We start from the raw sequence: 25,227 nt of genomic DNA on the forward strand, positions 1-25,227 counted from the left end.
GCGGTCGGCGCCGGACCGCCGTACAGCGCGGCAACGTCGGCCTCGGAACCGGTCGGCGGCGCTTCGGTGGTCGCGGCCGGTGCCGAGGTGCCATCGGCGCCCTCGGCGGCAGCCACGGGTGCTGCAGCCGCATCGGTCGCATCAGCGGTTACGGCCGGCGCGTCGGCGGCCACGTCGCTGGCTGCGGCAGGCGTCACGGCAGCGGGCGGCACCGCCAAGCTGGCCGGCGCGCTGTCGCGTGCGGGCTTGGCCGCACAGGCGCTGAGCGCCACGGCGAGCAGGAGAAGGGAAGCGGTGCGTACGACGTTCATGTCAGCTCGCGGCAGAAGGGGCATTGAAATCCAGGGACGGCGCCAGCCGGTAGGCGGCGCTGAGTTCGTTGAAACCGGCAGGCGTGCCGTTGAGGGCCAGCGTACGCCCGTTGGCGCGGGCGTGAGCGGTCAGCTCGGCCAACAACGCCAGGCCGGCGCTGTCGACACGCTCCACGGCGGTCAGGTCGAGCTGGGTCACCGCGTCAGGCAGCGCCTTCAGCTTGGGCCACAGCGCGACCACGGCATCGCGGTCCAGCACGCCGGTGATGCGGGCGCGCGGACCGTCCAGCTGCACGGTGGCGTTACTTGCCATTGCCGGCCGGCCCGGCCTGCAGGGACCCGCTGCGCAGGTCGTTGGCCACGGCCTTGATGCCCTTCTGGCGCAGCGGCGCGTCGAACTGGGTACGGAAGGTCTGCACGTAGGAGATGCCTTCGATGTTCACGTCGAAGATTTTCCACTGGCCGTTCACGTTGCGCATCATGTACTCCACCGGGGTGGACTCGCTGCCGGCGCGCAGCAGTTCGGTGGACACCTTGACGCCGCGGTTGCCCGGCAGCGGCTGCTCGCCCTTGAGGCGGAAGCTGGGCTTGCCCTGGATGGTCAGCAGGGCCGAACCGTAGCGCTGCATGAGGTTGTCGGCCATGGCATCGGCAAACAGCTTCACGTCCGCGTCGGAAGCACCGCGCGCATTGGCACCCAGCACCAGGCGGGCTGCGTAGTCACGGTCGAAGGTGCGGTTGAGTTCGCTGTCGATGTAGCTGCGCAGCGCGGCCGGGTTCTTGCTGAATTCCGCCTTGCGCTGCTGCAGGGTGGACAGGATGCGCGTGCTGGCGGCCAGCACTTCGGTGCCAGCGCCCTGCGAGGCGCCGGTGGCGGCCGGTGCGGCCTGGGCGAACGCCAGCGAGGGCAGGGTGGCCAGCAGGGCCGACGCGAGCAGCGCCTTGATCAGGGTCTTTTTCATTTCTGCGGTTCCGTTGCCGGCGCTTCCGCGCCGGGAGCTTCCTGGGAAGCGGCGCCGGCATTGCCCGGGCCGCTGAACATGTACTTGCCAACCATCTGGATCAGGTCCACGGCCGGCTGGGTGAAGACGATCTCGTCACCGGACTTGAGCACCTCCGGGTCACCGCCCGGCTGCAGTCCGATATAGCTTTCGCCGAGCAAACCGCTGGTGAATATGCCGGCGGAGGTATCGGCCGGCAGATCCTTGAACTTCGGGTCCAGCTTCAGGGTCACGATCGAATCGAAGCGGGTCGGGTCAAGGTCGATGTTGCCCACCTGGCCCACCACCACGCCGCCGATCTTCACCGGCGCCTGCTTGCGCAGCTGGCCGATCTGGGTGAAGCGCGCCTTGAGTTCATAGCCCTCGCTGCCGAAGCCCCAGCGCTGGTTGGTCGATGCCATCGCCAGCACCAGCAGCGAGGCCAGCGCCAGCAGCAGGAAAGCGCCGACGGAAAATTCGAGTCTGGGACCGCGGATGGCCATGTTCATCTCACCGTATCTGATCAAAGGGGGGGTGCGGGTCAGCGGAACATCATGGCCGACAGCACGAAGTTGAACATCAGCACCAGCAGCGAGGCGTTCACCACCGCGCGGGTGGTGGCCACCGACGTGCCCTCGATGGTCGGCTCGGCGTGGAAGCCCACGTACGACGCCACCAGCGCGGCGGTACCGCCGAAAATGGCCGACTTCAGCATTGCCACGCCGAAATCGTCCCAGAAGTCCACGCTGTTGCTCAGCGCCGACCAGAACACGCCGTTGTCCAGGCCCAGCACGTGCACGGCCTCGAAGTAGCTGGCGCTGATCGCCAGCGAGCAGAAGATGCCGGTGAGCAAGGGCACGGTCAGCACCGCCGCCCAGAAGCGCGGCGCGACGACCTTGGCCACCGGGTCGATCGCCATCAGCTCCAGCGCCTTGATCTGGTCGGTGGCGCGCATCAGCCCCAGTTCGGCGGCAATCGAGCTGCCGGCACGGCCAATGAAGAGCAGCGCGGTCAGCACCGGCGCCAGTTCGCGATACAGCGACAGGCCCAGCAGGGTGGACAGCGCATCGGCCGCGCCGAAGGTGGTCAGCGTGCGATAGCCCTGCAGGGTCAGCACCAGGCCCACGAAAGCACCGCCGACGGCGATGATCGGCAGCGAACGCGCACCCACCTTGTAGATCTCGCGGGTCAGCTCGGCCAGGAAATCGGCGGTCGGCAGCGAACCACGCAGCACGGTCAGCGAGAACAGGCCGGCCCGGCCCAGTGAACGGGTGCTTTCAACGAACGGCATCAGGCCACCTTCGCGCGGGGCGCGGCATCGAACGGGATCGGGCCGTCCGGCTGCCCGTGCAGGAACTGGCGCAGCAGCGGGTCCTGGCTGGACTCCAGCGCGGCCGGGCTGCCCTGGAAGACCACGCCGCCATTGGCGATCGCGATCACCTGGTCGCAGATCGGCAGGGTCTCGTGCACATGGTGGCTGACGATGATGCTGGTCAGGCCCAGGCTGTGGTTGAGGCGCTGGATCAGGCTCATGATCACGCCGCTGGCGATCGGGTCCAGCCCGGTCAGCGGTTCGTCGTAGATCATCAGCGGCGGGTCCAGTGCCAGCGCGCGCGCCAGCGCCACCCGGCGCGCCATGCCGCCGGACAGCTCGCGCGGCCACGCATCGGCCGCGGCCAGCAGGCCCACAGCATGCAGCTTCATGTCCACCAGGCGGCGCAGCACGGGTGCTGGCAGCTGGGTATGGGTGCGCAACGGCAGCGCCACGTTCTCGGCCACGGTCAGGTCGGTGAGCAGGCCATTGCCCTGCAGCAGCACACCGACGCTGCGGCGCATCGCGCGCAACGCGCTGCTGCCGGTGGGAATCGGATTGCCGAACAGGGTCACGCTGCCCGCCGCGGGGCGCAGCTCGCCGGTCAGGGCGGCCAGCAGCGTCGACTTGCCGCTGCCCGACGGACCCAGCACGGCGGTGATGCTGCCACGCGGTACCGACAGCGAAACGTCGCGCAGGATCGCCCGACCGCCGCGATCGATACGCACGTTGTTCAACTGCACCAGCGATTCTGCGGAAGCCGTCATGGACGCCATTAACAAAATTCCAACGTTGTAAGATCGTGGTGGGCGGCTGAACAAAACCGAACTGGACCGTGCAGTATTGTCGCATGTCGGGGTCCCCAGCCCCGCCGCGGCACGGTTCCCGGGCCGCAACAGTGCGTACCGCCCCGATCCGTGCGGGCGGTCACAGACGTCACTGGCCGGCCTCCCCGTATCGGCGAGGGTCGAGATTGGCGCCGGGCTGCGGCACACTGCCGCGATGACCGACCCCGCTTCAGACTTCCGCCTGTACCACTCCAATTCGCTCGACGTGCTGGCCGCACTGCTGGCCCGCACCCTGCGCGAGCCGGTGGCCGGGCAGTCGATCCTGGAGCCGGACGTGGTGCTGATTCCCCAGGTGGCGATGCGGCGCTGGCTGCAGTCCACCCTGGCGGCGGAGTATGGCATTGCCGCCAACCTGGCGTTCCTGACCCCGGGCGAGTTCGTGGCCCGCGCGCTCAATGCCAATGTGCCGGGCGAACATGACGACCTCACAGCCGCCGCGCTGCACTGGAAGCTGTATGCCGCGCTGACCGACCCGGGCCTGATGGCGCAGCCGCCGCTGCGCGCGCTGCAGGCCTACCTGTCCCAGCCCGACCCGCTCAAGCCGTGGGCGCTGGCGGGGGAGCTGGCTTCGGTGTTCGAGAAGTACCAGGCCTGGCGCCGCGACTGGCTGCTGCGCTGGGAGGCCGGCGCCGACCCGCTGGATCCGCAGGCAATCCTGTGGCGCCACATCGGCAGCGGGCACCAGTACCGCGCGCGCCGCATCCATGCCTACCTGGAAGGCTTCGAAGGCGCCGACCGTCCGCTGCCGGCGGGGCTGCCGCCGCGCCTGTTCGCCTTCGCCACCTTGAATGTCTCGCCCGATGTGCTGCGCGTGGTCGCCACCCAGGCGCGGGTCGGGACTCTGCACTTCTACCTGCCCACCCCGACCCGTTCCTACTGGGGCGACCTGCAGACCCTGGGCGGGCGGCTGCGCTCGGGCGCGGTTGATCCGTTTGGCAACGGCAGCGACGAGAACCGCCTGCTGCAGGCCTGGGGCGCGGCCGGCCGCGACTTCATGGCGGTGCTGGGCAGCTATGAAGTGGTGCATCCGTCCGGAGAGATCGCCGCATACGACGATCCGGAAGACGACGCGCGTCCGGACATGGCGCACGGCGGCCTGTCCGACAGCCTGCTGCACCGCCTGCAGCGCGACCTGTTCCACCGCCGCGCGCAACCGGCGGGCGCGCTGCGCCCCGCACTGGCGCGCAACGACCCCAGCCTGCAGGTGCATGCCTGCCACACCCGCCTGCGCGAACTGCAGGTGCTGCACGACCAGCTGCGCGCGCTGCTGCAGGACCCGCGCTTCGACCCGCCGCTGCAGGCACGCGACATCGCGGTGCTGGCACCGGACATCGACCCCTACGTGCCGTACCTGGAAGCGGTGTTCGGCGGCCGCAGCGGTGGCGAAGACCACATTCCCTATGCCCTGGCCGATACCAGCCCGCTGACCGGCGAACCGTTGGCCGATGTGTTCGTGCACCTGCTGGGGTTGCCGGTGTCGCGCTTTGGCCTCAACGAAGTGCTGGACCTGCTGGCCAGCGCGCCGCTGGCCGAAGCGGCCGGGTTGGATGCGGCCGCGTTCGACCGCCTGCACGACTGGCTGCAGGCCGCGGGCGCGCGCTGGGGTTTGAATGCGGCGCACCGCGCCCAGCACCAGGCGCCGGACGACGACGCCTACACCTGGCAGTTCGCGCTGGACCGCCTGCTGCTGGGCCATGCCAGCGGCAGCGACGGCGACATTGCCGGGGTGGCGCCGTGGCCGGAGCTGGAAGGCAGCGCGCTGGATGCGCTGGACCGCCTGCTGGGGCTGATGGCGGTGCTGGCGCGTTACCAGCGGGCGCTGGGCGATGCACTGACCCCGGCGCACTGGCGGCAACGCCTGCTGGCACTGTTGGATGCGTTGCTGCCCGAGGCACCGGAAGCGGCCAGCAGCCAGCGTGCGTTGGAACGACTGCGCAAGCTGATCAACGAATTCGCCCGCGATGCCGAACGCGCCGGATTCGCCGGCGCGGTACCGCCCGATGTGGTGCGCGCGCATTTCGCCGGTGCGTTGAGCGAGGCCGACACGCGCGCGCCGCTGCTCACCGGCGGCATCAGCTTCGGGCGCATGGTGCCGATGCGGCTGTTGCCGTTCCGGGTGATCTGCGTGCTCGGCCTGAACGATGGCGATTTCCCGCGCCGCGACCCCGCGGCCGGGCTCAACCAGCTCACCGCCGAACTGGGTACCGACAAGCGCCGCCACGGCGACCGCTCGCTGCGCGAGGACGACCGCTTCCTGTTCCTGCAGCTGTTCGCCTCGGCGCAGGATGTGTTCTACCTGAGCTACCTGGGCGCAGATCCGCGCGATGGCAGCGTGCGTGAGCCCTCGGTGCTGGTCAGCGAGCTGATCGATGCTGCTGCCGAATACCACGAGGATCCCTCGGCGGCGACCAGGCAGCTGACCGTGCGCCATTCGCTGCAGCCGTTCTCGCCGGCCGCGTTCGGTGGCGGCGATGAGCCGCGCCGTTTCAGCTATCGCCAGCAGTGGCACCCGGCCGCCGGTTCGCTGGGCAGCGTGCGCCGCGCGCCGCCGGCGTGGTTCGAGCAGGCGCTGGCGCCGCTGGAGCAGGAGGGCGCGCCCGAACTCTCACTGGACGCGCTGCGCCGCTTCCTGATCGATCCCGCCGGGCAGTTCCTGTCGCAGCGGCTGGGCCTGCGCCTGCCCGATGATCTGACCACCGCCGATGACCTGGAGCCGCTGGTGTTGGCGGGGCGCGGGCTGGAACAACGCCTGCTGCAGCACGCGGTGATCGAGGCGACCCTGCAGGGCGATGACACGCCCCTGTACGCCCGCCTGCGCGCCCGCGCGCTGCTGCCGTCCGGTGCACTGGGCGAACGCCAGTTCCAGGCCCTGCAGGAGCAGACCCGCCCGTATGCGCTGGCGCTGGCGCAATGGCGCGGCGACAGCGATGCCGACAGCCGCCGCTATGAGGTGGAGGTCGATGGGGTGCGGCTGCATGGGCGGGTGGACGACATCCACCCGCAGGGCATCGTGCGCCTGCGTGCGGGCAGCCTGAACGGCCCCGCGGCGATCCGGCACGGGCTGGACTGGCTGCTGGCCAACGCCGCTGGGGACGCGTTGCCGCTGGTCGAATTCCACGACGGCGGCGACGACGGCGTGGGTCCGCACGTGCTGCCGGCCCTGCCTGCGCCCACCGCCAAGGCTGCGCTGCAGGCGCTGCTGCAGCTGCGCCGCGACGGCATGTGCGCGCCCGTGCTGTACGGGCCGTACACCGCCTGGACGCTGTACCGCGCACCCGCCGCCAAACGCGAGGGCGAAGGCTGGGCGCAATGGCATGGCGGCGACCGCCGCTGGGGCGAAGCCAGCGGCGATGCGGTGCAGCTGGCCCTGCGCGGCCGCGATCCCTTCGCCGACGCCGACAGTTATCAACAGCTGCTGCACACCAGCTTCGTGGTGTTCAGCGCGGTCCGCGAGGGCAGGGTATTCCAGGGCTTCAGCGACGAAGGAGCCGTGGCATGAGCGAGCTGATGCTGCAGGACGACCCATACCTGTCGCTGCCGCTGGACGGCGTGCGCCTGATCGAGGCCAGCGCCGGCACCGGCAAGACCTTCACCCTGGCCACGCTGTTCACCCGGCTGGTGGTGGAGCAGGGCTACCGCATCGGCCAGATCCTGGCGGTGACCTTCACCGACGCGGCCACCCAGGAACTGCGCAAGCGCATCCGCGAGCGCCTGGCGCTCGCCGCGCAGCTGCTGGCACGCGCGCCGGCCGCCGATGAAGCGCCCGAGGTGCAGCTCACCCGTTACCTGCTGCAGCGCGAACTGTCGCTGGGCCGGGAAACGCCCGCCGCGCTGGCGCAGCGCCTGCAGACCGCCGCCGATGAGATCGACCTGGCCTCGATCTTCACCATCCATGGCTTCTGCACCCGCGTGCTGCGCGAGCACGCGCTGGAAAGCGGACACACCTTCGACCCGCCCACGCTGCTGCCCAGCGAACGCGAACTGCACGACCAGCTGGCCGCCGACCTGTGGCGCGTGCACGCCAACGACCCGGCCACGGTGGAGGCGTTGACCCGGTTGTGGTCCACGCCCGATGCGCTGGCGCGCGACCTGTCGGCGCTGATCAAGCCGCTGCCGCTGCTGCCCGCGCTGCCGCAGCAGCAACTGGAAGACCCCAGCGTAGCGCTGAAGGCGGCCGCCGACGCGCTCGCCATTGCGGTCGACGCGCACGTCCAAGCCGCCCAGGCCAGCATCGCCAACGCCTTCGAACGCAAGATCTTCGACGGCCGCCGCGCGCGCCGCCCCAGCTTCGACAAAGCCTTCGCCGAGCTGCTGGCCGGGCGTGCGGCGCGCAGCTGGCCACGCAGTGACAAATCGCACCTGGGCAAGCTGCTGCCGGTGGCGTTGCTTGCCTTCTGCAAGGAAGACCAGCAGGGCCATTGCCCGGCCTCGCCGCTGTTCGATGCGCTGCAGGGTTGGTGGCACGCCGCCGATGCTTACGAGCAGTGGCTGCGCCAACAGGCCCTGCTGCTGCTGCACCAGCTGCGCGGGCAGGCTCGTGAGCGGCTGGATGAACTCAAGCGGGTCGGCCGCGTACAGACCTACGACGACCTGATCGACGGCGTGGCCGCCGCACTGGAAGGCCCGCACCGCGCGACGCTGGTGCAGCAGCTGCGCGCGCAGTACGCCATCGCGCTGGTGGATGAGTTCCAGGACACCGACGACCGCCAGTGGGGCATCTTCCAGCGCGTGTTCGGCGATTCGCCCGAAACCCGCGAGGCCGGGCTGGCGCCGGCGCTGTTCCTGATCGGCGATCCCAAGCAGGCCATCTACGGGTTCCGCGGCGGTGATATCCACACCTACCTCAAGGCCAAGCGCGAGGCAGTGGCCGCGCCGGCGTTGAACCGCAACTTCCGCTCGCGCCCCGGCGTGCTGCGCGCGCTGCAGGCGCTGTATGACGCCGCGGGCGAACGCGCGTTCCTGGAAGCGGACATCGCCTTCGAGCCGGTGCTGCCGGGCAGCACCCGCAGCGATGCCGATTTCCTGCGCGATGGCCAGCCCGCACCCGGGCTGACCCTGCGCCTGCTGCGCAGCGACGATGGTGCCGACCTCAAGGCCGACCCCTCGCGCCAGCAGGCCACCGATGCCTGCGTGGCCGCGATCCACCAGGTAGTGCTGGATGGCCGCGAAGGCCGCGCGCTGCTGCGCGGGCAACCGGTGCAGCCGGGCGATATCGCCGTACTGGTGCGCCGTCACCACGAAGCGACCCGGATCCAGCGCGCGCTGAGCGCGGTGGGCATCCCGGCGGTCGCTGCCGGCAAGCAGAGCCTGTACGCCACCGCCGAAGCCCGCGAGCTGCGCGTGCTGTTGCTGGCGCTGCTGCAGCCGGCCGATGAAGGCCGCCTGCGTGCGGCGCTGTCGACCGTGCTGCTGGGCGAGAACGCCGCCTCCATCGACGCGATGGAGCGCGACGGCGACCCACAGCGTGCGTTCCAGACCCGGCTGCTGCTGTGGCGCGAACGCTGGCTGCGCGGCGGGCCGTTCGCGGTCATCGCCGACCTGTGCGCCGAACACGCCGAGCGCCTGCTGGGCCTGCTGGATGGCGAACGCCGGCTCACCAATTACCTGCAGCTGGGGGAGCTGCTGCAGCAGGCGGCCGGCCAGGCGCTGGGGATGCACGGCCTGCTGGATTGGCTGCAGGTGCAGATGGCGCATGCCGACCAGGACGACGAACAGCAGCTGCTGCGGCTGGAATCGGACGCGCGCCGGGTGCAGATCATCACCCTGCACAAGAGCAAGGGCCTGGAGTACCCGCTGGTGTTCCTGCCGTTCGTGGGCATCGACAGCGGCGGCGGCACCACCGACTCCAACTGCACCGTGTACGCCGATGGCCGCCGCGAGCTGCACTGGAAGCTGGACAAGGACGAGGCCTGGAGCGCGGCCAGCGACCGCAGCGCGCAGGAACAACGCGCCGAAGACGCGCGCCTGCTCTACGTGGGCCTGACCCGCGCCGAACACGCGCTGTGGATCGCGGCCGGCGACCTGGCCGGGCTGGCGAAGACCCGGCTGGTGCCGATGCTGTCGGACCTGGATGCAGTGCGCGCGCACCCGGACATCGCGGTGATCGAAGGCCCGGTGGAGCCGCGCCCGGCGCAGCTGCCGGTGCAGCGCGAAGGCGAACTGCCGCCGGTGCGCGCGATCACCCGGCGGGTGCCGCACGACTGGTGGGTATACAGCTTCACCCAGCTGGCGCATGCCGATGCCGGCCACGACACCGATGCGGTGGCCACCGAAGCGCCGGCACCGGCCGCCGATGAACCGGCCGGTCCCGAGCTGCCCCTGGAAGTGGAACCGCCGGCGCCGGGCGAACCGCAGCCGGAGATCGACCCGCGCTTCATGGGCAGCCGCTTCGGCAACGTGCTGCACGATGCGCTGGAGAATACCGATTTCGCGCGCTGGGCCGACTGGCGGGCGGGCGACCCTGCACCTGGCGATGAGGCCGACGTGCTGCGCGAATCGCTGCGCAGCGAAGGTTATGCCGATGCCGACCTGGACGACGGCGTGGCAGTGCTGGTGCCACTGGTCGGCCAGACCCTGACCGTGCAGCTGCCCGAAGGCGGCGCGCTGCACAGCCTGCCCCCGCAGGAACGCCGGGCCGAAATCGAGTTCCACTTCGCCATGCAGCCCACCGCCGTGCCGGCGCTGCTGCAGCTGCTGCACCACCACGGCGTGGCGCTGGACCGCCGCAGCTTCGGCACGCGGCGCCAGCTGGAAGGGCTGATGACCGGCAAGATCGATCTTACCTACGTGCGCGATGGGCGCTGGTACGTGCTCGACTACAAATCCAACCGGCTGCCCGGCTATGACGCCGCGCGCCTGGCCGCCGCCATGCAAAGCAGCGAGTACGACCTGCAGGCGCTCATCTACACCGTGGCACTGCACCGCTGGCTGCGCTTCCGGCTGGGCAGCGGCTACACACAGGAACGCGACCTGGGCGGCATCCGCTATCTGTTCTGCCGCGGCCTGGAAGCGGGGCGCGCGGACGCGCCGGGCGTGCACGCGCAGCGCTTCGCCCCGGCCCTGGTCGACGCGATGGATGCACTGTTTGCCGGTGGCCCGGAGAAGCATGCCGAACTGGTGGCACGTGCGCGGGGTGAGGCATGAGCCTGCTCGACGCGCTGCTGAAGCAGGGCACCCTGCGCACCCTGGACCATGCGCTGGCGCAGAGCCTGCGCCGGCTGCAGCCGGACACCCCGGATGCGGTGCTGGCCGCCGCCGCGCTGGCCTCGCTGGCGGTGGCGCAGGGCCACGCCGGGGTGGACCCGGCTGCCCCCAGGAAACTGGTGGATGCCGAGCTGGACTGGCCGGCACCGGAGGCGTGGCTGGCGCAGTTGCAGGCATCGCCGTGGGTGGCATCGCCCGACAGCGACGATGTGCTGGCCGCCGATGCACCGCTGGTACTCGAACACGGCCTGCTGTACCTGCGCCGTTACCGCGAATACGAACGCCGCCTGGCGCTGGGCCTGCAGCGCATCGCCGCGCATTCTTTGCCGGCGCACGATCCGGCCGGGCTCGCCACGCTGTTCGCCCAGCTGTTCCCGCAGGCGCTGGACGGCATCGACCACCAGGCGCGCGCGGCGGCAGTAGCGCTGCGCCATCCGCTGGTGCTGGTCACCGGCGGCCCCGGTACCGGCAAGACCACCACCATCGCACGCCTGCTGGTGCTGCTGGCCGCGCAGGCGCAGCAGGCCGGTGCGGATCTGCCCCGGGTGGCACTGGCCGCGCCCACCGGCCGTGCCGCCGAACGCATGGCCGACAGCCTGCGCCAGGCGCTGCAGCGGTTGCGCCTGGTCGGTGTGGCGTCCGAACTGGCCGAGGCCATGCCGACCACCGGCGCCACCCTGCACCGGTTGCTGGGCGTCATTCCCGATTCGCCACGCTTCCGCCACCATGCCGACAACCCGCTGCCGTACGACATCGTGGTGGTGGACGAGGCCTCGATGATCGACCTGCCGCTGATGACCAAGCTGGTCGAAGCGGTGGCCAGCGGGACCCGGCTGGTGCTGCTGGGCGACCCGGACCAGCTGCCGTCGGTGGAGGCCGGCGATGTGCTCAGCGCGATCCTGCAGGCCAGCGGCGACGGCCTGGGCACCCAGGCCGACGATGCGGCTGCGCTGCAACAACTGCTCGCGGCCCCTGCATTGCTGCCGCTGGCCCCGCCCCGCGCGTTCGCCGGCCGCCGCGTGCAACTCCAGCGCGGCTACCGGCAGAGCGATGCGCTGGACCTGGCGCCGCTGGCGCGCGCGGTGCGCGAAGGCGACAGCGCCGCCGCGCTGCAGCTGCTGCGCGGTGACACCCTGGCCGGCGTGGCATTCCACGAAGACCAGGTCGATCCGCTGCAGCAGCACCGGCAGACCCTGTTGGCGCATTGGCGCGGGTTGGGCGACGCAGATGATCCGGTGCAGGCGCTGGCGCAGGCCGGCCGCCTGCGCCTGCTCACCGCGCTGCGCGAAGGTCCGCAGGGGGCACGCGGCCTCAACGAACGGATTGAAGCGGCTCTGGCCGGCAGCGCGCGCCCTGGCAGTGGCCCGCGCTACTTCCACGGTCGGCTGCTGCTGATCACCGAAAACAGCTACCGGCACCGGTTGTTCAACGGCGATATCGGGCTATGCCTGCGCAGCCGCGAAGGCGCGATGCTGGCCTGGTTCCCCGGCGACAGCCCCGAGCAGCCACGCGCGTTCCACCCGGCCGCGTTGCCCGCGCACGAAAGCGCCTTCGCCATGACCGTGCACAAGGCACAGGGCTCGGAATTCGATGAGGTCTGGTTGCAGCTGCCACGGCGCGACAACCGGGTGCTGTCGCGCGAGCTGGTGTACACCGGCATGACCCGCGCGCGGCAGGCGCTGCATGTACTGGGCAGTGCGGAGGTGTTGCAGGCCGCGTTGGCGCGGCATGCCAGCCGGTTGTCCGGGATGGCACAGCGGCTGGATGGTAGAGCCGGGCCTTGCCCGGCTGCACCTGAAGAGCCCGCCCAAGGCGAACTCTGGTAGAGAAAGGCTCTACCGCCCCTTACAGAATCAGGCGTCGCCTTCTTCTTCTTCCCCGGGGATCAGCACGGTGCCATCCGGATACACGATCGCACCGTCGCCGCTGACGTCGAAGAAGCCCACCTGGTGCTTGTTGGCCAGGATCTGCACCTGGCCATGGGCATCTTCGGCCACCTCGTCGTCGAACGAGGCATAGATCACGTGGGTGCCGATGCTGTAGTCGGTCACCTGCGGGCGGTCATCCTCGTCATCGGACAGGGGACCGTCCATCGGCGGGAAGTCTTCCGCCAGCTCGGCGAAGAAGGCCTGCAGCGCCGGCACCGACACGGCGGCATCGTCGTACTCGTGCTTCTCGTTCCATTCGGTCTGCGCGTCGTACCACTGCAGGAACGCCTCGGCGTCGCGTGGCGCTGCGGCCGGGTCGAATACCATCACGTCGTAACTCATTGGGGATCACCTTGTTCCATGCAGGAATGCAGGGCGTCAGGATACTCCCCCCTGTGTGACCGCCGGCTGCTCCGGGAACAGTGCATAGCGCAGCCCCAGCACGCCCATCAGCGCCTCGTCACGCGCCTTGCCGGCCTCCACCGTCTGCACCCGTTTCAGCGAGGCCTCCAGCTTGGCCTGCAACGCGGGCGGCGCAGGCTGCGGCCGGCGCAGCGCCACCTGGGCGCGGTAATGCGCGGCCACGTCGTCCAGGATCGCCTCGATCGCCTGCATGCTCGCCGCCGGCAGGCCATGCCGCGCGCGGCGCAGCTGCAGGATGTTCAGGCCGATGCGGGCCTCGGTGAGCATGTCCACCGAGGCGATGTCGCTGCCTTCGGGGGTGGCGGCCAGGCGCGGGGCGAGCAGGCCCAACAGGTCCAGCATGCGCGCGGCGAACTGCTGGCGGTCCTGCTGGCCACGGCCTTCGGCCGCTTCGGCCAGCGTGGTCCAGCCCTGGCGCACCAGCCGGCGGGCGGTCCATTCGGCCCCCACCGAGCGGAACAGGCGGGTCATCACCACCGCAAAGCCGATGCCGATGAACATCGCCACGGCCGAATTGATGAAGCTCTGGATGTTGGCGCTGTAGGTGTTCTGCACGTTCAGCAGGGCCACCAGGTTGACCGTCAGCGGCAACCCGATCAACGCGGTCTTGGGCCGGTGCAGCAGCAGCCCCAGCGGCAGGAAGATCACCGCCAGCACCAGCGCCAGGCTGCCGAAGTCGTGCACGGCGGGGAACACGCCGAACAGGTACACGCCGGCCACCAGGCTGGCCACGATCGCCCACAGCAGGAACTGCAGCATGCTCGGCGCCGGGTCGTCCTGCGCGGCGAAAAACGCGGCGGCCACCGCGGCCATCATCGCGCCGTTGCCACCGCCTTCCCAGCCCAGCCCGATCCACAGCGCGCAGTAGGTCATCAGCGCCACGCCGGCACTGGCGGCGGAAAACAGCGCCATGCCGTAGTCCACGTGGCGGGCCGCGCCCACGCGCTTGGCGCGCACCCGGTAATGGGCGGTATCGCGCGGCGCGCTGCCGTGCTCAATGGCGTCCTGCAGCGTGGCGCAGTCCTGCCACAGGTCCACCAGCTCTTCCAGGCGCAGCAGCAGGGTCACCAGCAGCAGGTGGTCCAGTTCGCCATCCACCGCCGGCTTCAGCGCCAGGATCCGCGCGCGCAGGTCGGTGTAGTCTTCCGCGCTGGAATGGCCGGGCCGTTCCAGCCAGTGCGCGATGTCGTCCACCAGCGGCTCCAGCCCGGGCGGCAGCGCGCGGCCGCCGGCGCGCAGCGCGCCCAGCCGGTCGGCAATGGAGGACAGTACCGGCAGCATCAGCAGCATGCGCTCGCGCAGCCGTTCCATCGACACCGCCGCACCGGCATGGCGCGGGTCATCGCGGCGCAGGAACTCGATCAACGCCTCGAACTGCACCAGGTCGGCGGCCAGCCGGTTGCGCGGGCCATGTGCCTGGCCTCGCAGCAGGATCTGACGACACCACTGCGCGGCATCGCCCATCCAGCCCCCGATCCGCGCGCGCAGCATCGGCCGCACCGAGGTGGGGAAGAACAGCGAGGCGAACAGCACCGCCACTACCGTGCCCAGGATGATTTCTTCGCTGCGCGCCACCACCGTGTCGAAGATGGTGTCTGGTGAGGTCACGGCGGGGAAGCCGATGAACGCGGTGGTGTAACCGGCCAGGAGGAACGCATAGCCGCGCGGGCCGCGATTGAGCAGGGCGATGAACAGGCACGCCGACAGCCACAGCGACATCGCCGCGCTCAGCAGCAGCGGGGTTTCCACCAGGTGCGGCAGCATCCGCAGCGTGGCCGCGCCGGCAATGAGCGTGCCGACGATGCGGTACACGCCCTTGGCCCGGGTCGGGCCCAGCATCGGCTGGGTCACGATGTAGACGGTGGCCATCGCCCAGTACGGGCGTGACAGGTTGCCGGCCAGGCCGATGTAGAGCGCGGCGAGGGCGGCCAGGAAGGTCTTTACCGAGAACAGCCAGGCCTGGCGGTCGAGCAGCAGCATGGGTCAGTCCTGTGCCACCGCGTCGGCGTTCCAGCCGCCGCCGAGGACCAGGAACAGCTGGATCTGGTCGCGCGAGACCTGCGCCTGCTGCTGGGCGAGCGTGGCATCGGCGGAGACCAGGGTGCGGTCGGCATCCAGGCTGGACAGGTACGGGGTGCGCCCGCCCTGGTACAGCCGGCGGTTCTGCTCGGCGGCCAGTGCGGCCTGGGCCTGCGCCTGCTGCAGGGACTGCAGGCGCTGCAGGTCGTGTGCGTAGCGGCTCAGCGCGGTCTGGGTCTCGCGCAGCGCCTGCAGCACGCTGTGGTCGAACTCGGCCAGCGCCGCATCGGCCCCGGCTTCGGTGGCGTGGATGCGCGCGTGGGTGCCCGAGGACGGCAGCGTCCACGAGATCAGCGGGCCGAACGACCACTGCTGGGTCAGCGGCTCGCCGAAATCGGCGAGCAGGCCGGCCGCGCCCAGCGAGGCGCCCAGGCGGATGTCCGGGTACAGCTCGGCGGTGGCCACGCCGATCCGCGCGGTGGCCGCGGCCAGCTTGCGTTCGGCCTGGCGGATGTCGGGGCGGCGCTGCAGCAGCGTGCGGCCATCGCCCACCGGCAGCGGCTGGGCCAGGGTCGGGGCGTGGTCGCACGCATCCACGCCCTCGGGCAGCTGGCCCGGGGTGCGGCCGAGCAGGGCGGCCAGCTGGTATTCGGAGGCCTGGCGCTGGGCCTGCAGCGGCGGCAGTGCGGCTTCCAGCATCGCCACCTGGGCATTGGCGCGGGCCAGTTCCGGCGGGGTGCCGCGTCCGGCGCTGATCAGCCGCTGGGTCACCTCGCGGCTGCGCTGCTGCAGCTGCAGGGAATGCTCGGCCACGTGCAGTTCGTGGTTGGCGTGGCAGATCTCCACGTAGCTGCCGGCCACCTGGGCCACCAGCGAGACCCGCGCCAGGTCCATCGCGGCGGCCACCGACTGCTCGTCGGCCCGCGCGGCTTCGGAGGCGCGCTTGAGCTTGCCGAACAGGTCGAACTGGTAGGACACCGCGAACTTGCCGTCGGCCAGGTTGATCGGCGGCAGCTCGTGCTCGAGCAGGAAGGATTCGGCCGACAGCTGCGCGCGGCTGACCCCGGCCTCGGCTTCGTACTCAAAACCACCGGCATCCAGCGCCTGCTCGTACACGGCGGCGGCGCGGCGCAGGTTGGCATCGGCCACCTTCAGTTCCACGTTGTCGCGCAGCGCCTGTTCCACCAGCCCGTTGAGCGTGGCGTCCTGGTACAGCTCCCACCAGCGTGCCGGCAGCGCGGCGCCGGGCGCCACCTGCGGGTTGCCGGTGTCGATGAAGGCCGCATTGGCCTCAGGGCGCTGGAACGCCGAACCGGCGGGTACCGCGTAATCCGGGCCGACCGTGCGGCATGCGGCCAGGCTGCTGGTCAGCGCCAGGGCGAAGGCGATGCGGTGCAGGGCCGGGCGGTTCACAGGGCCGCCCGTGCCGGTTGCGCCGGCGTGGGGGTGGGAGTGGCGGCGTCCGGCTCGATGGTGGCCGTGGCGGTGCGCCCGGCAATCAGGTTCACGCCGGTGGGTATGGTGTCGATGTGGATGCGCACCGGGATGCGCTGGGCCAGCCGCACCCAGTCGAACGCCGGGGTCACGTTCGGCAGCAGGCTGGAGCCCTCGCTGCGGTAACGGTCCTCGATGCCGGCGGCGATGCTCTGCACGTGGCCCTGCAGCGGCTGCGCCTCGCCCATCAGGCGGATGTCGACCTTCTGCCCGGCATGCACGCCGCGCAGGCGGGTTTCCTCGAAGTAGCCGTCCACCCGGAACGAGCCGGTGTCCAGTACCGCCATCACCGGGCGGCCGGCGGTGACGTAGTCGCCGGCACGCACGGTGCGGTCGTTGACGTGGCCGTCGCTGGGGCTGCGCACTTCGGTGCGGGCCAGGTTGAGCTTGGCCAGGTCCACCGCGGCCTGCGCGGTGGCGGTGGAGGCCTGCGCGGCCTGCAGCTTGGCGCGGCGCACTTCGGCGTCCTCGGCGGCTACCAGGTCCTGCAGGCTGCGGTCGCGGGCGATCTCGCGGCGCAGCTGCTCCAGCGTGGCGCGGCGTTCGCCCAGGGTGGCCTGGGCCTGCTCCAGCGCGATCTGGTAACGCGCGCGGTCCACCACGAACAGCACCTCGCCGCGCTTCACCGGCTGGTTGTCGGCCACCTTCACCGCTTCCACCAGCCCGGACACGTCCGGCGCGACCTGGACCACATCGGCGCTGACGTGCGCGTCGCGGGTCCACGGTTCGTCCATGTAGTACGACCACAGGTGGCGCAGCACCAGCAGGGCGGCAATGACGGCAACCACGGTCAGGACGACCGGGAAGGTGTGCTTGAGGATCTTGTTCACGATTGCATCCAACGCATCAGGGAAAACAACCCGCCGAGCACGATCACGTACACGGCCAGGTTGAACAGGGCGGGGTGCCAGATGTGGCGATAGGCGCCGGTGCGCTGCAGGACCAGGCGCAGCCCGCTCTTGAGCAGGTAGGCCAGCAGCATCAGCCCGAGCAGGGTCGGGACGAACACACCATAGAGACTGAATTCACCGTACATCCCTTACACCACCCGGTCGGACGCATCGGCCAGCAGCTTCCACAGCTTCAGCACGGTGCGCAGTTCCTCGGTGCTCAACTCGCCGAACACATCCTGGCGCAGGCCGATCAGCTGGCTTTCCAGCTCGCTTACCAGCGCTTCGCCCTTGTCGGTCAGCCACAGCAGGTTGGCCCGGCGGTCGCTGGCATCGCACTCGCGGCGGACAAGTTCGCTGGCCGACAGCTTGTCCAGCAGGCGCACCAGCGAGGGGCCTTCCATGCCCAGCTGCTGGGCCAGGGTGACCTGGCGGATACCCCCGCCGGCCCGGCCGATCATCAGCAGCGGCATGGTGCAGGCGGCCGAAATGCCATAGCTGCCCAGGGCCTGGTCGGCCAGGCGCTGCCATTGCCGCCCTGAGTGGAGCAGGCCGGAGCTGAGCTGCATCTGCAGCTGGGTGCGTTCGTCGAGGGAGCGTTTCATGGTAGATCGATAGGATACTACTAATTTCATTCCTATCAATACCCCTGGCCCAACCGCAGCCCAACGCCCGGGGGACGCCCGGGGGGTCTATCGGGTACGATGCTCGCCCCCCTTCGGGTGCTGTATGTAATGAGCAAACAAGACAACGACGTGACCCCGGTGACCCAGGACGAGGCCGAATCGGCCGTGCGCACCCTGCTGCGCTGGGCCGGTGAAGATCCCACCCGTGAAGGGCTGCTGGACACCCCGCGGCGCGTCGCCGAAGCCTATGGCGACTGGTTCAGCGGCTACCGCGACGACCCGCGCGCCTACATGGAACGGACCTTCGAAGAGGTTGCCGGCTACGACGAGCTGATCGTGCTGCGCGACATCGAGTACGAAAGCCACTGCGAACACCACATGGCGCCGATCATCGGCCGCGTGCACGTCGGCTACCTGCCGGCCGGCAAGGTGGTGGGCATCAGCAAGCTGGCCCGCGTGGTGGAGGCCTATGCCCGCCGCTTCCAGGTCCAGGAAAAGATGACCGCGCAGATCGCCCAGTGCATCCAGGACGTGCTCCAGCCGATCGGCGTGGGCGTGGTGGTGGAAGGCGCGCACGAGTGCATGACCACCCGCGGCATCCACAAGCGCGGCGTGAGCATGGTCACCTCCAAGATGCTGGGCAGCTTCCGCGAAGATGCCCGCACCCGTGCCGAGTTCCTGCGCTTCATTGAAGTGGGCGGCAAGCGCTGAGACCCTCGCGCGCCCGGCAGGACCTTGCCGGGCCGGTGCCCCTCCCGCTGCGCGGCGCCTGGCCGCGCGGCGTCTATCCGGATGTCCTGGCTGCATGAAGCACCGCGAACGCATCACCCGTTACCGCACCCTGCGTGAGCAGCCCCAGTGGAAGCTGCTGGCCGCTGCCAATGCCCCGGAAATCATCGGCCTGCTGCAGAGCCTGCTGATGGACGGCGAGCGCACCCTGCCGGCGGCCGTGCTGCACGACCGCCTGCAGCGCGCCCTGGACCAGCTCAACGGCGAAGAACTGTCGCGCGAGCTGCCGCGCACCGCCCAGGCCTACATCGCCCATTGGCTGGCGCAGGGCTGGCTGGAGCGGCGCCTGCCCGAGGGCGCCGACCAGGAGCAGTACGAACTGTCCACCCAGGCGCTGCAGGCGATCCGCTTCGCCGACAGCCTGGAGCAGAGCCGCGTGGCCGCCACCGAAAGCCGGTTGGCGCTGGTCATCGAACAGCTCTCGCAGCTGGCCGCACAGACCGAATCCGATCCGGACGCCCGCCTGTCGGCACTGCGCGACGAGCGCGACCGCATCGACGCGGAGATCGCACGGGTCGGCGTGGGCCGCGTGGCCACCCTCGATGGCAAGCGCGCGCTGGAACGTGCGCGCCAGATCATCGGCCTGGCCGACGACCTCACCGAAGACTTCCGCCGCGTCCGCGACGACTTCGAGCGCCTGAACCGCGAGTTCCGCGAACGCATCATCGACGACGAGAGCGAGCGCGGCGACGTGCTGTCGCGGCTGTTCGAAGGCGTCGACGTGATCGGCGACAGTGACGCCGGGCGCAGCTTCCAGGCCTTCTGGCGGCTGCTCAACGATGCCGAACAGAGCGCCCAGCTGGATGCGGCGCTGGAAACCGTGCTCGCGCGCGGCTTCGCCCGCAAGCTGGACCGCGACGAGCGCGCCTTCCTGCGCGGCTTCACCGGCACCATGCTCGACCGCGGTGGCCAGGTCCATGATGTCCTGCAGCACTTCGCGCGCAGTCTGCGCGGCTTCGTGCAGAGCCGCGGGTATCTTGAGCAGCGCCGGCTCAACCAGCTGCTCAAGCAGGCGCAGTCCGAAGCCCTGGCGCTGCGTGATGAATTCACCGCCCAGCGGCCGATCGGCCGCGACCTGCAGCTCACCACCAGCCGCCTGCGCTCGTGGTCGCAGTGGAAACTGCATGACCCGCGCAGCGCCCATGTCGATGGCAGCGTGCAGCGCAATGATGCCGCCAGCATTTCGCTGGAAAGCGTCGGCGACCTGGTGGCCTCGTCGGAAATTGACTTCCGCACCCTGCGCCGCGACCTCCACGACCTGCTGGCCATCCAGCCGAAACTGAGCATTGCCCAGGCGCTGTCGCAGCGCGAGGCGCCGCAGGGGTTGGGCAGCGTGATCGGCTACCTGTCGCTGGGCACGCGCCACGGCACGGTGGTGGAGGGCGAACAGGAAACCGCGCATTGGCGCGGCGGCGATGGACAGTGGCGGCGGGCCCGTATCCCGTTGGTTTGGTTCACCCAGGAGAAACGCCATGAACTGGCATGAAGAGTCCAACGACGCCGCCCTGATCGACGGCGATGTACCCGACCTCGACGCAGAGCCGGTCGTGGTCACGCCGCTGCCGCGGCGGAACAACGACGTCTACTACCTGGGCGATACCGGTCGGCTGCCGCTGGAGGGGCGCCGCGCGCTGTGCCAGCTGCTGATCGGCCCCAGCATCGACCAGCTGCGCCACCCCAAGCTGTGGCCGGCACTGATCCGCAGCGAAGCGGCCATCCGTTCGTCGCTGGCCGACCTGTTCCTGGAACTGGTGCTGGACCGCGACAGCGGCGTGGCGTTCACCCGCCAGGCCGACACCGAAGACGTTGAAGCACCGGTACTGCTGCGCAGCTCGCCGTTGACCTTCATCGACTCGGTGCTGCTGCTGTACCTGCGCCAGCAGCTGGCCGAGGCGGACGCCCGTGGCAATCGCGCCGTCGTGGCCGACACCGAGATGGCCGAAGCCCTGGCGATCTATGAGAAAAACCTCTCCACCGACCGCGCCGGGTTCAACCGTCGCGTCGCGGCGGCGGTGCAGAAGATGAAAGAAAACCACATCCTGACCCGCCTGGCGGGCCAGGAAGACCGGCACGAAGTATCGCCCGCACTGAAGCTGCTGTTCTCCGCCGAAGACGTGTCCGCACTCTCGTCGGTGTACCGCCAGCTGCGCGAAACCCCTGCTGCCAAAGCCTGAACGGAACGACCGATAACGCATGGCCATCTCCAAGAACACTCCTGCCCTGTTCACCGAAGGGCTGCCGGACCCGCGCCAGCAGCAGTTCCGCATGCGTCGGCTGCAGGTGCATAACTGGGGCACCTTCAACGGCCTGACCGAGGTTCCGATCGCCGAGCGCGGCTTCCTGTTCGTCGGCCGTTCCGGCTCCGGCAAGTCGACCCTGCTCGATGCGATGTCGGCGATGCTGGTGCCGCCGTCGATCGTCGACTTCAACGCCGCCGCGCGCGAAGCCGAACGCAGCGGCCGCGACCGCAACCTGGTGTCCTACGTGCGTGGCGCGTGGGCCGACCAGCAGGACCGTGGCACCGGCGAGATCGCCACCCAGTACCTGCGCAAGGGCGCCACCTGGACCGCGCTGGTGCTGGAGTACCGCGCCGGCGATGGTCGCGTGGTCAGCCTGGTGCGGCTGTTCTGGATTGCCGGCAACGGCGCGGCGGCCGCCGACGTGCGCAAGCACTACCTGATCGCCGAACGCCCGTTCGATATCGCCAAGGACCTGGGCGGCTTCGACCTGGACCTGCGCAAGCTCAAGCAGCGTCTGGGCGATGTGCACCATTTCGACAGCTTCACCGGCTACGCCGAGCGCTTCCGGCACCTGCTGGGCATCGACAATGAAATGGCACTGCGCCTGCTGCACAAGACGCAGTCGGCCAAGAACCTGGGCGACCTGAACGTCTTCCTGCGCGACTTCATGCTGGATACGCCGCGGACCTTCGATGCCGCCGAACGGCTGGTCAGCGATTTCGCCGAACTCGATGGCGCGCACAAGTCGGTGGTCACCGCTCGCCTGCAGGTGGAAACCCTGCTGCCGGCGCGCGCGCTGCATGCCGAACTGAAGGCGATGAACCTGCAGCGTGCCGACGAGGAGACGCTCAAGCTGGGCCTGGACAGTTTCCGCGAATCGCGCCTGCAGCTGCTGCTGGAGAAGCGCCTGCAGGAAATCGACGTGCGCAACCGCGGCCTGCAGGGCGAAGAAACCCAGCGCCGGCAGGCCCTGGGCAACCACGAAGAGCACCTGGCCGAACTCGAGCTGCAGCGCCGCCAGCAGGGCGGCGAGCGCATCGAAGAACTCGAACGCGAACAGGGCCGTGCCCAGGCCGAGCAGGATCGCCGCCAGTCCAAGCGCGAACAGGCCCGCCAGGCCGCGGCCAAGCTGCAGAATGAACTTCCCGATGACGCCCATGCATTCGCTGCGCTGATCGCGCGCGCGCAGGGCGAACTCGACAATCGCCAGCAGGCCGCCGCCGCGCTGGATGACGCCATCTCCGAGCGCCAGGCCGGCAAGCAGGACGATACCCGCCGTTTCGCCGACGTCCGCGCGGAACTGGAGGCCATGGAGCGCAACCCCTCCAGCATTCCCGCGCCGCTGCAGAAGCTGCGCAGCCGGATGTCCGAAGAGACCGGCGTGCCCGAGGCGGCACTGCCGTTCGTGGGCGAGCTGATCCAGGTCCACGACGACCAGGCGGCCTGGCAGGGCGCGATCGAGCGCGTGCTGTTCGGCTTCGCACAGTCGCTGCTGGTCGAAGACAAGCACTACAACGAGATCAACGCCTGGGTGAATCGCACCCAGCTGGGCATGCGCCTGACCTACTATCGGGTCCGCCGCAACGACGACGCGATTGCACGCTCGCCATCCGCGCGCTCGCTGCTGCACAAGCTCGAGTTGCGCGACAGCGTGTTCGAGCCGTGGCTGCGCCGCGAGCTGGGCAAGCGCTTCGACTATGAGTGCGTCGATGCCAGGCAGCTGCGCGATGTCGAACGCGGCATCTCGCGCGAAGGCCAGGTCAAGCATCCCGGCGACCGCTTCGAAAAGGATGACCGCAGCGCGATCGGCGACCGCCGTCGCTGGCTGCTGGGCTTCAACAACCAGGAAAAGCTGGCGGTGTTCCGCCGCGAGGCGCAGGAGCTGGCGCAGCGCATTGCCGCCTGCGACGAGGATGTCGCGCGCCTGCGTGGCCAGCGTGACCTCGACAACGAACGTCGGCTGGCCTGCCACCAGCTGGTGAACGTGGTGTGGGAAGAGGTCGACGTCGCCACCGCGCTGCAACGCCTGCAGGACATTGAAACCGCGCTGCGCGAACTGCGCGAAGGCAATACCGACCTGGCCCGCCTGGCGCAGCAGATCGACCAGGCGCGTGCGGACATCGTGCAGGCCCGGCGCACCTACGAAGACACCCGGGTCGAACTCATCCAGCTCTCGCGCGAACGCGACAAGCTCGATGCCCAGCGCCAGCGCAGCCGCGCCCTGGTGCTGCCGGCGCTGGGCGCCACCCAGGAAGCCGGGCTGAAGAAGCGCCTGGACATCCTCGGCGGGCTCAGCCTGGAAACGCTGGAAGCGCACATGCGCGAGATCAGCAAGGGCATCAACGAAAGCCTCGCCTCGTCCCAGCAGGACGTGCACCGGGTCGAGACCCAGCTGGTGGGCTGCTTCCGCCGCTTCGCGCAGGCATGGCCGGAGGAGTCCGGTGATTTCACCGCATCGGTGGCCTCCGCGGAGGATTACCTGGCCCGCCTGGCGCGGCTGGAGCGCGATGGCCTGCCCCAGCACGAGGAGCGCTTCTTCGACCTGCTGCAGAACCAGAGCAAGAACAACCTACTGGCCCTGCAGAGGCACAGCGCCGAAGCGCGCAAGTCGATCGGCCAGCGCCTGGATGAGGTCAACGCCTCGCTGGAGCAGGTGCCGTTCAACCGCGGCACCCTGCTGACCATCGAGCTCAGCGACCGGCGCCTGCCGGAGGTGCTCGAGTTCCACCAGCACCTGCGCGAAGTGCTGTCGCATCACCAGACCGAAGAGCGCGACGTCGCCGAGACCCAGTTCGCCGTGCTGCGAGAGCTGGTCAAGCGGCTGGGCTCGCAGGAAGGCGAGGACAAGCGCTGGCGCGAGAACGTGCTCGACGTGCGCCTGCATGTGGAGTTCATCGGTGTCGAGCTGGACGCTGCCACCCGCCAGCAGGTCGAGATCTACCGCAGCGGCGCCGGCAAGTCCGGTGGCCAGCGGCAGAAGCTGGCCACCACCTGCCTGGCGGCGGCGCTGCGCTACCAGCTCGGCGGCGCCGACAGCCAGCTGCCCAGCTATGCCGCCGTGGTGCTGGACGAAGCGTTCGACAAGGCCGACAACGAGTTCACCGCCCTGGCGATGAACATCTTCGAGAACTTCGGCTTCCAGATGGTGGTGGCCACCCCGCTGAAATCGGTGATGACGCTGGAGCCCTTCATCGGCGGCGCCTGCTTCGTCGAGATCAGCGGCCGCCACGACTCCGGCGTGCTGTTGATCGAGTACGACGAAGAAGGCAAGCGGCTCAAGCTGCCCGAGCGCACCCGCGCGGTGGCGGAGCAGGTCGAGGACTGACCTGCTCAGCCGGCGAACGTGTCCCAGCCCATCCGGGCGATCAGCACCACCACCAGGCCCACGAACAGCTTGCGGATGAACGGCGTGCCGCCGCGCAGCGCCAGCCGGGTCCCGACCACCGAACCGACGATGTTGGCGGTGGCCATCGGGATCGCGAACAGCCACAGGATGTTGCCGGTCGGCACGAAGAACGAGATCGCGGCCACGTTGGTGGCCAGGTTGACCACCTTCGACGCAGCCGAAGCGCGCAGGAAATCCAGCCCGAAGAAGCGCACGAACAGGAAGATCAGGAAGCTGCCGGTGCCCGGCCCGAAGAAGCCATCGTAGAAGCCGATCACCGCGCCGATCGCCAGCGCGGTGGCCAGCTCCCTGCGGCCGATCTCGCGCGGCCGGTGCAGCGCGCCGAAGTCCTTCTTCCACAATGTGTAGCCCAGCATCGCCACCAGCAGCACCAGCACCAGTGGGCGCACCGCGTCCTTGGGCAGCAGGCTGACCGCCGTGGCCCCGGCGAACGAGAACACGAACGCCGTGGCCGCCGCGAACAGTACTGGTCGCCACGGGAAGCGCACGTTGCGCGCGTAGCGGAACGCCGCTGCGGCGGTGCCGAACATCGAGCTGAACTTGTTGGTACCAAACAGCATCGCCGGGGTGTGCTGCGCCAGCACGGTGAACAGCCCGGGCAGCTGCACCAACCCACCGCCCCCCACGGCGGCATCGACCAGGCCGGCGATGAAGGCGATCGCCACCAACCACAACAGTTCAGGGGGAACCAGCTCGAACACGGCAGCGCATCACGGCGGAAAGCGCGCCAGCATACGCCTCCTCGCGGCACAATACGC

The 25,227-nt window shown here is 69.8% G+C and carries 19 protein-coding genes and 1 pseudogene; 7 read left to right on the forward strand and 13 right to left on the reverse strand.

Annotation, left to right across the window (positions count from 1 at the left end; genetic code table 11):
* From QMX79_RS09695 to QMX79_RS09720, 6 genes and pseudogenes are all read right to left on the reverse strand, one after another.
* Nucleotides 1-311: pseudogene (locus QMX79_RS09695) on the reverse strand (VacJ family lipoprotein); the annotation flags it as partial.
* Between the two features lies 1 nt (nt 312).
* Nucleotides 313-624, reverse strand: a complete 312-nt coding sequence (locus QMX79_RS09700) for an STAS domain-containing protein (protein ID WP_282246562.1) — start codon at nt 622-624, stop codon at nt 313-315.
* Nucleotides 614-1,273, reverse strand: a complete 660-nt coding sequence (locus QMX79_RS09705; protein WP_282246563.1) for an ABC transporter substrate-binding protein — start codon at nt 1,271-1,273, stop codon at nt 614-616. The genes QMX79_RS09700 and QMX79_RS09705 overlap by 11 nt, the downstream gene beginning before the upstream one ends.
* The gene (gene mlaD, locus QMX79_RS09710) at nt 1,270-1,794 is read right to left on the reverse strand and encodes an outer membrane lipid asymmetry maintenance protein MlaD (RefSeq protein ID WP_282246564.1); all 525 of its coding nucleotides are present in this window, start codon (nt 1,792-1,794) and stop codon (nt 1,270-1,272) included. The genes QMX79_RS09705 and mlaD overlap by 4 nt, the downstream gene beginning before the upstream one ends.
* A 38-nt stretch (nt 1,795-1,832) precedes the next feature.
* Nucleotides 1,833-2,582 carry an MlaE family lipid ABC transporter permease subunit gene (locus QMX79_RS09715; protein ID WP_068847974.1) on the reverse strand — a complete coding sequence of 250 codons (750 nt, stop codon included), beginning with the start codon at nt 2,580-2,582 and terminating at the stop codon, nt 1,833-1,835.
* On the reverse strand, nt 2,582-3,370 hold the full coding sequence (locus QMX79_RS09720; RefSeq protein ID WP_282246565.1) for an ATP-binding cassette domain-containing protein: 789 nt from the start codon (nt 3,368-3,370) through the stop codon (nt 2,582-2,584). Before QMX79_RS09720 ends, QMX79_RS09715 begins: the two co-directional genes overlap by 1 nt.
* Before the next feature lie 235 nt (nt 3,371-3,605).
* Here QMX79_RS09720 and recC point away from each other — a divergent pair, with 235 nt between their 5' ends.
* From recC to recD, 3 genes are read left to right on the forward strand one after another with little or no spacing between them, the layout of a single operon-like run.
* Nucleotides 3,606-6,950, forward strand: coding sequence for an exodeoxyribonuclease V subunit gamma (gene recC / locus QMX79_RS09725; protein ID WP_282246566.1), 3,345 nt, complete (start codon nt 3,606-3,608; stop codon nt 6,948-6,950).
* Entirely contained in the window at nt 6,947-10,594 is a 3,648-nt protein-coding gene (gene recB, locus QMX79_RS09730) for an exodeoxyribonuclease V subunit beta (protein WP_282246567.1), read from the forward strand. Before recC ends, recB begins: the two co-directional genes overlap by 4 nt.
* Nucleotides 10,591-12,480, forward strand: coding sequence for an exodeoxyribonuclease V subunit alpha (recD, locus tag QMX79_RS09735; protein WP_282246568.1), 1,890 nt, complete (start codon nt 10,591-10,593; stop codon nt 12,478-12,480). The genes recB and recD overlap by 4 nt, the downstream gene beginning before the upstream one ends.
* Nucleotides 12,481-12,507: 27 nt before the next feature.
* On the opposite strand, the gene QMX79_RS09740 is transcribed toward recD, so the two are convergent.
* Genes QMX79_RS09740 through QMX79_RS09765 form a run of 6 tightly spaced genes read right to left on the reverse strand, consistent with a single transcriptional unit; the run spans nt 12,508 to nt 18,013 of the window.
* Nucleotides 12,508-12,924: a hypothetical protein gene (locus tag QMX79_RS09740; protein WP_282246569.1), complete on the reverse strand. Its 417-nt coding sequence runs from the start codon at nt 12,922-12,924 to the stop codon at nt 12,508-12,510.
* A 36-nt stretch (nt 12,925-12,960) separates the two neighbouring features.
* Nucleotides 12,961-14,985, reverse strand: a complete 2,025-nt coding sequence (locus QMX79_RS09745) for an FUSC family protein (RefSeq protein ID WP_282246570.1) — start codon at nt 14,983-14,985, stop codon at nt 12,961-12,963.
* A 3-nt stretch (nt 14,986-14,988) separates the two neighbouring features.
* On the reverse strand, nt 14,989-16,437 hold the full coding sequence (locus QMX79_RS09750) for an efflux transporter outer membrane subunit (RefSeq protein WP_282246571.1): 1,449 nt from the start codon (nt 16,435-16,437) through the stop codon (nt 14,989-14,991).
* Nucleotides 16,434-17,348, reverse strand: a complete 915-nt coding sequence (locus QMX79_RS09755) for an HlyD family secretion protein (protein WP_282246572.1) — start codon at nt 17,346-17,348, stop codon at nt 16,434-16,436. The genes QMX79_RS09750 and QMX79_RS09755 overlap by 4 nt, the downstream gene beginning before the upstream one ends.
* Nucleotides 17,345-17,554 carry a DUF1656 domain-containing protein gene (locus QMX79_RS09760; RefSeq protein WP_017354740.1) on the reverse strand — a complete coding sequence of 70 codons (210 nt, stop codon included), beginning with the start codon at nt 17,552-17,554 and terminating at the stop codon, nt 17,345-17,347. The genes QMX79_RS09755 and QMX79_RS09760 overlap by 4 nt, the downstream gene beginning before the upstream one ends.
* A gap of 3 nt (nt 17,555-17,557) precedes the next feature.
* Complete coding sequence (locus tag QMX79_RS09765) at nt 17,558-18,013, reverse strand: MarR family transcriptional regulator (protein ID WP_282246573.1); 456 nt, start codon at nt 18,011-18,013, stop codon at nt 17,558-17,560.
* A gap of 129 nt (nt 18,014-18,142) precedes the next feature.
* Here QMX79_RS09765 and folE point away from each other — a divergent pair, with 129 nt between their 5' ends.
* The 4 genes from folE (at nt 18,143) to QMX79_RS09785 (ending at nt 24,388) form a co-directional block, all read left to right on the forward strand.
* A complete protein-coding gene (gene folE, locus QMX79_RS09770) occupies nt 18,143-18,745 on the forward strand; it encodes a GTP cyclohydrolase I FolE (RefSeq protein ID WP_068847956.1) in 603 nt (200 codons plus the stop codon).
* A gap of 94 nt (nt 18,746-18,839) precedes the next feature.
* Nucleotides 18,840-20,309 (forward strand): DUF3375 domain-containing protein, encoded by a 1,470-nt coding sequence (locus QMX79_RS09775; RefSeq protein ID WP_282246574.1) that lies wholly within the window; start codon nt 18,840-18,842, stop codon nt 20,307-20,309.
* Nucleotides 20,296-20,997 carry a DUF4194 domain-containing protein gene (locus QMX79_RS09780; RefSeq protein ID WP_282246575.1) on the forward strand — a complete coding sequence of 234 codons (702 nt, stop codon included), beginning with the start codon at nt 20,296-20,298 and terminating at the stop codon, nt 20,995-20,997. Before QMX79_RS09775 ends, QMX79_RS09780 begins: the two co-directional genes overlap by 14 nt.
* A 19-nt stretch (nt 20,998-21,016) precedes the next feature.
* The gene (locus QMX79_RS09785; RefSeq protein ID WP_282246576.1) at nt 21,017-24,388 is read left to right on the forward strand and encodes an SbcC/MukB-like Walker B domain-containing protein; all 3,372 of its coding nucleotides are present in this window, start codon (nt 21,017-21,019) and stop codon (nt 24,386-24,388) included.
* 5 nt (nt 24,389-24,393) lie between these two features.
* On the opposite strand, the gene QMX79_RS09790 is transcribed toward QMX79_RS09785, so the two are convergent.
* Nucleotides 24,394-25,170 carry a TSUP family transporter gene (locus QMX79_RS09790; protein WP_282246577.1) on the reverse strand — a complete coding sequence of 259 codons (777 nt, stop codon included), beginning with the start codon at nt 25,168-25,170 and terminating at the stop codon, nt 24,394-24,396.
* Nucleotides 25,171-25,227 lie beyond the last annotated feature (57 nt).

Origin of the sequence: Stenotrophomonas sp. PS02300, from assembly GCF_029959395.1 — a bacterium.
Lineage (GTDB): Bacteria > Pseudomonadota > Gammaproteobacteria > Xanthomonadales > Xanthomonadaceae > Stenotrophomonas > Stenotrophomonas maltophilia_AD.

Coding starts and splice junctions, on each gene's coding strand:
- QMX79_RS09700 (WP_282246562.1), bottom strand. CDS start 624: ATGGCAAGTAACGCCACCGTGCAGCTGGACGGTCCGCGCGCCCGCATC.
- QMX79_RS09705 (WP_282246563.1), bottom strand. CDS start 1,273: ATGAAAAAGACCCTGATCAAGGCGCTGCTCGCGTCGGCCCTGCTGGCC.
- mlaD (WP_282246564.1), bottom strand. CDS start 1,794: ATGGCCATCCGCGGTCCCAGACTCGAATTTTCCGTCGGCGCTTTCCTG.
- QMX79_RS09715 (WP_068847974.1), bottom strand. CDS start 2,582: ATGCCGTTCGTTGAAAGCACCCGTTCACTGGGCCGGGCCGGCCTGTTC.
- QMX79_RS09720 (WP_282246565.1), bottom strand. CDS start 3,370: ATGACGGCTTCCGCAGAATCGCTGGTGCAGTTGAACAACGTGCGTATC.
- recC (WP_282246566.1), top strand. CDS start 3,606: ATGACCGACCCCGCTTCAGACTTCCGCCTGTACCACTCCAATTCGCTC.
- recB (WP_282246567.1), top strand. CDS start 6,947: ATGAGCGAGCTGATGCTGCAGGACGACCCATACCTGTCGCTGCCGCTG.
- recD (WP_282246568.1), top strand. CDS start 10,591: ATGAGCCTGCTCGACGCGCTGCTGAAGCAGGGCACCCTGCGCACCCTG.
- QMX79_RS09740 (WP_282246569.1), bottom strand. CDS start 12,924: ATGAGTTACGACGTGATGGTATTCGACCCGGCCGCAGCGCCACGCGAC.
- QMX79_RS09745 (WP_282246570.1), bottom strand. CDS start 14,985: ATGCTGCTGCTCGACCGCCAGGCCTGGCTGTTCTCGGTAAAGACCTTC.
- QMX79_RS09760 (WP_017354740.1), bottom strand. CDS start 17,554: ATGTACGGTGAATTCAGTCTCTATGGTGTGTTCGTCCCGACCCTGCTC.
- QMX79_RS09765 (WP_282246573.1), bottom strand. CDS start 18,013: ATGAAACGCTCCCTCGACGAACGCACCCAGCTGCAGATGCAGCTCAGC.
- folE (WP_068847956.1), top strand. CDS start 18,143: ATGAGCAAACAAGACAACGACGTGACCCCGGTGACCCAGGACGAGGCC.
- QMX79_RS09775 (WP_282246574.1), top strand. CDS start 18,840: ATGAAGCACCGCGAACGCATCACCCGTTACCGCACCCTGCGTGAGCAG.
- QMX79_RS09780 (WP_282246575.1), top strand. CDS start 20,296: ATGAACTGGCATGAAGAGTCCAACGACGCCGCCCTGATCGACGGCGAT.
- QMX79_RS09785 (WP_282246576.1), top strand. CDS start 21,017: ATGGCCATCTCCAAGAACACTCCTGCCCTGTTCACCGAAGGGCTGCCG.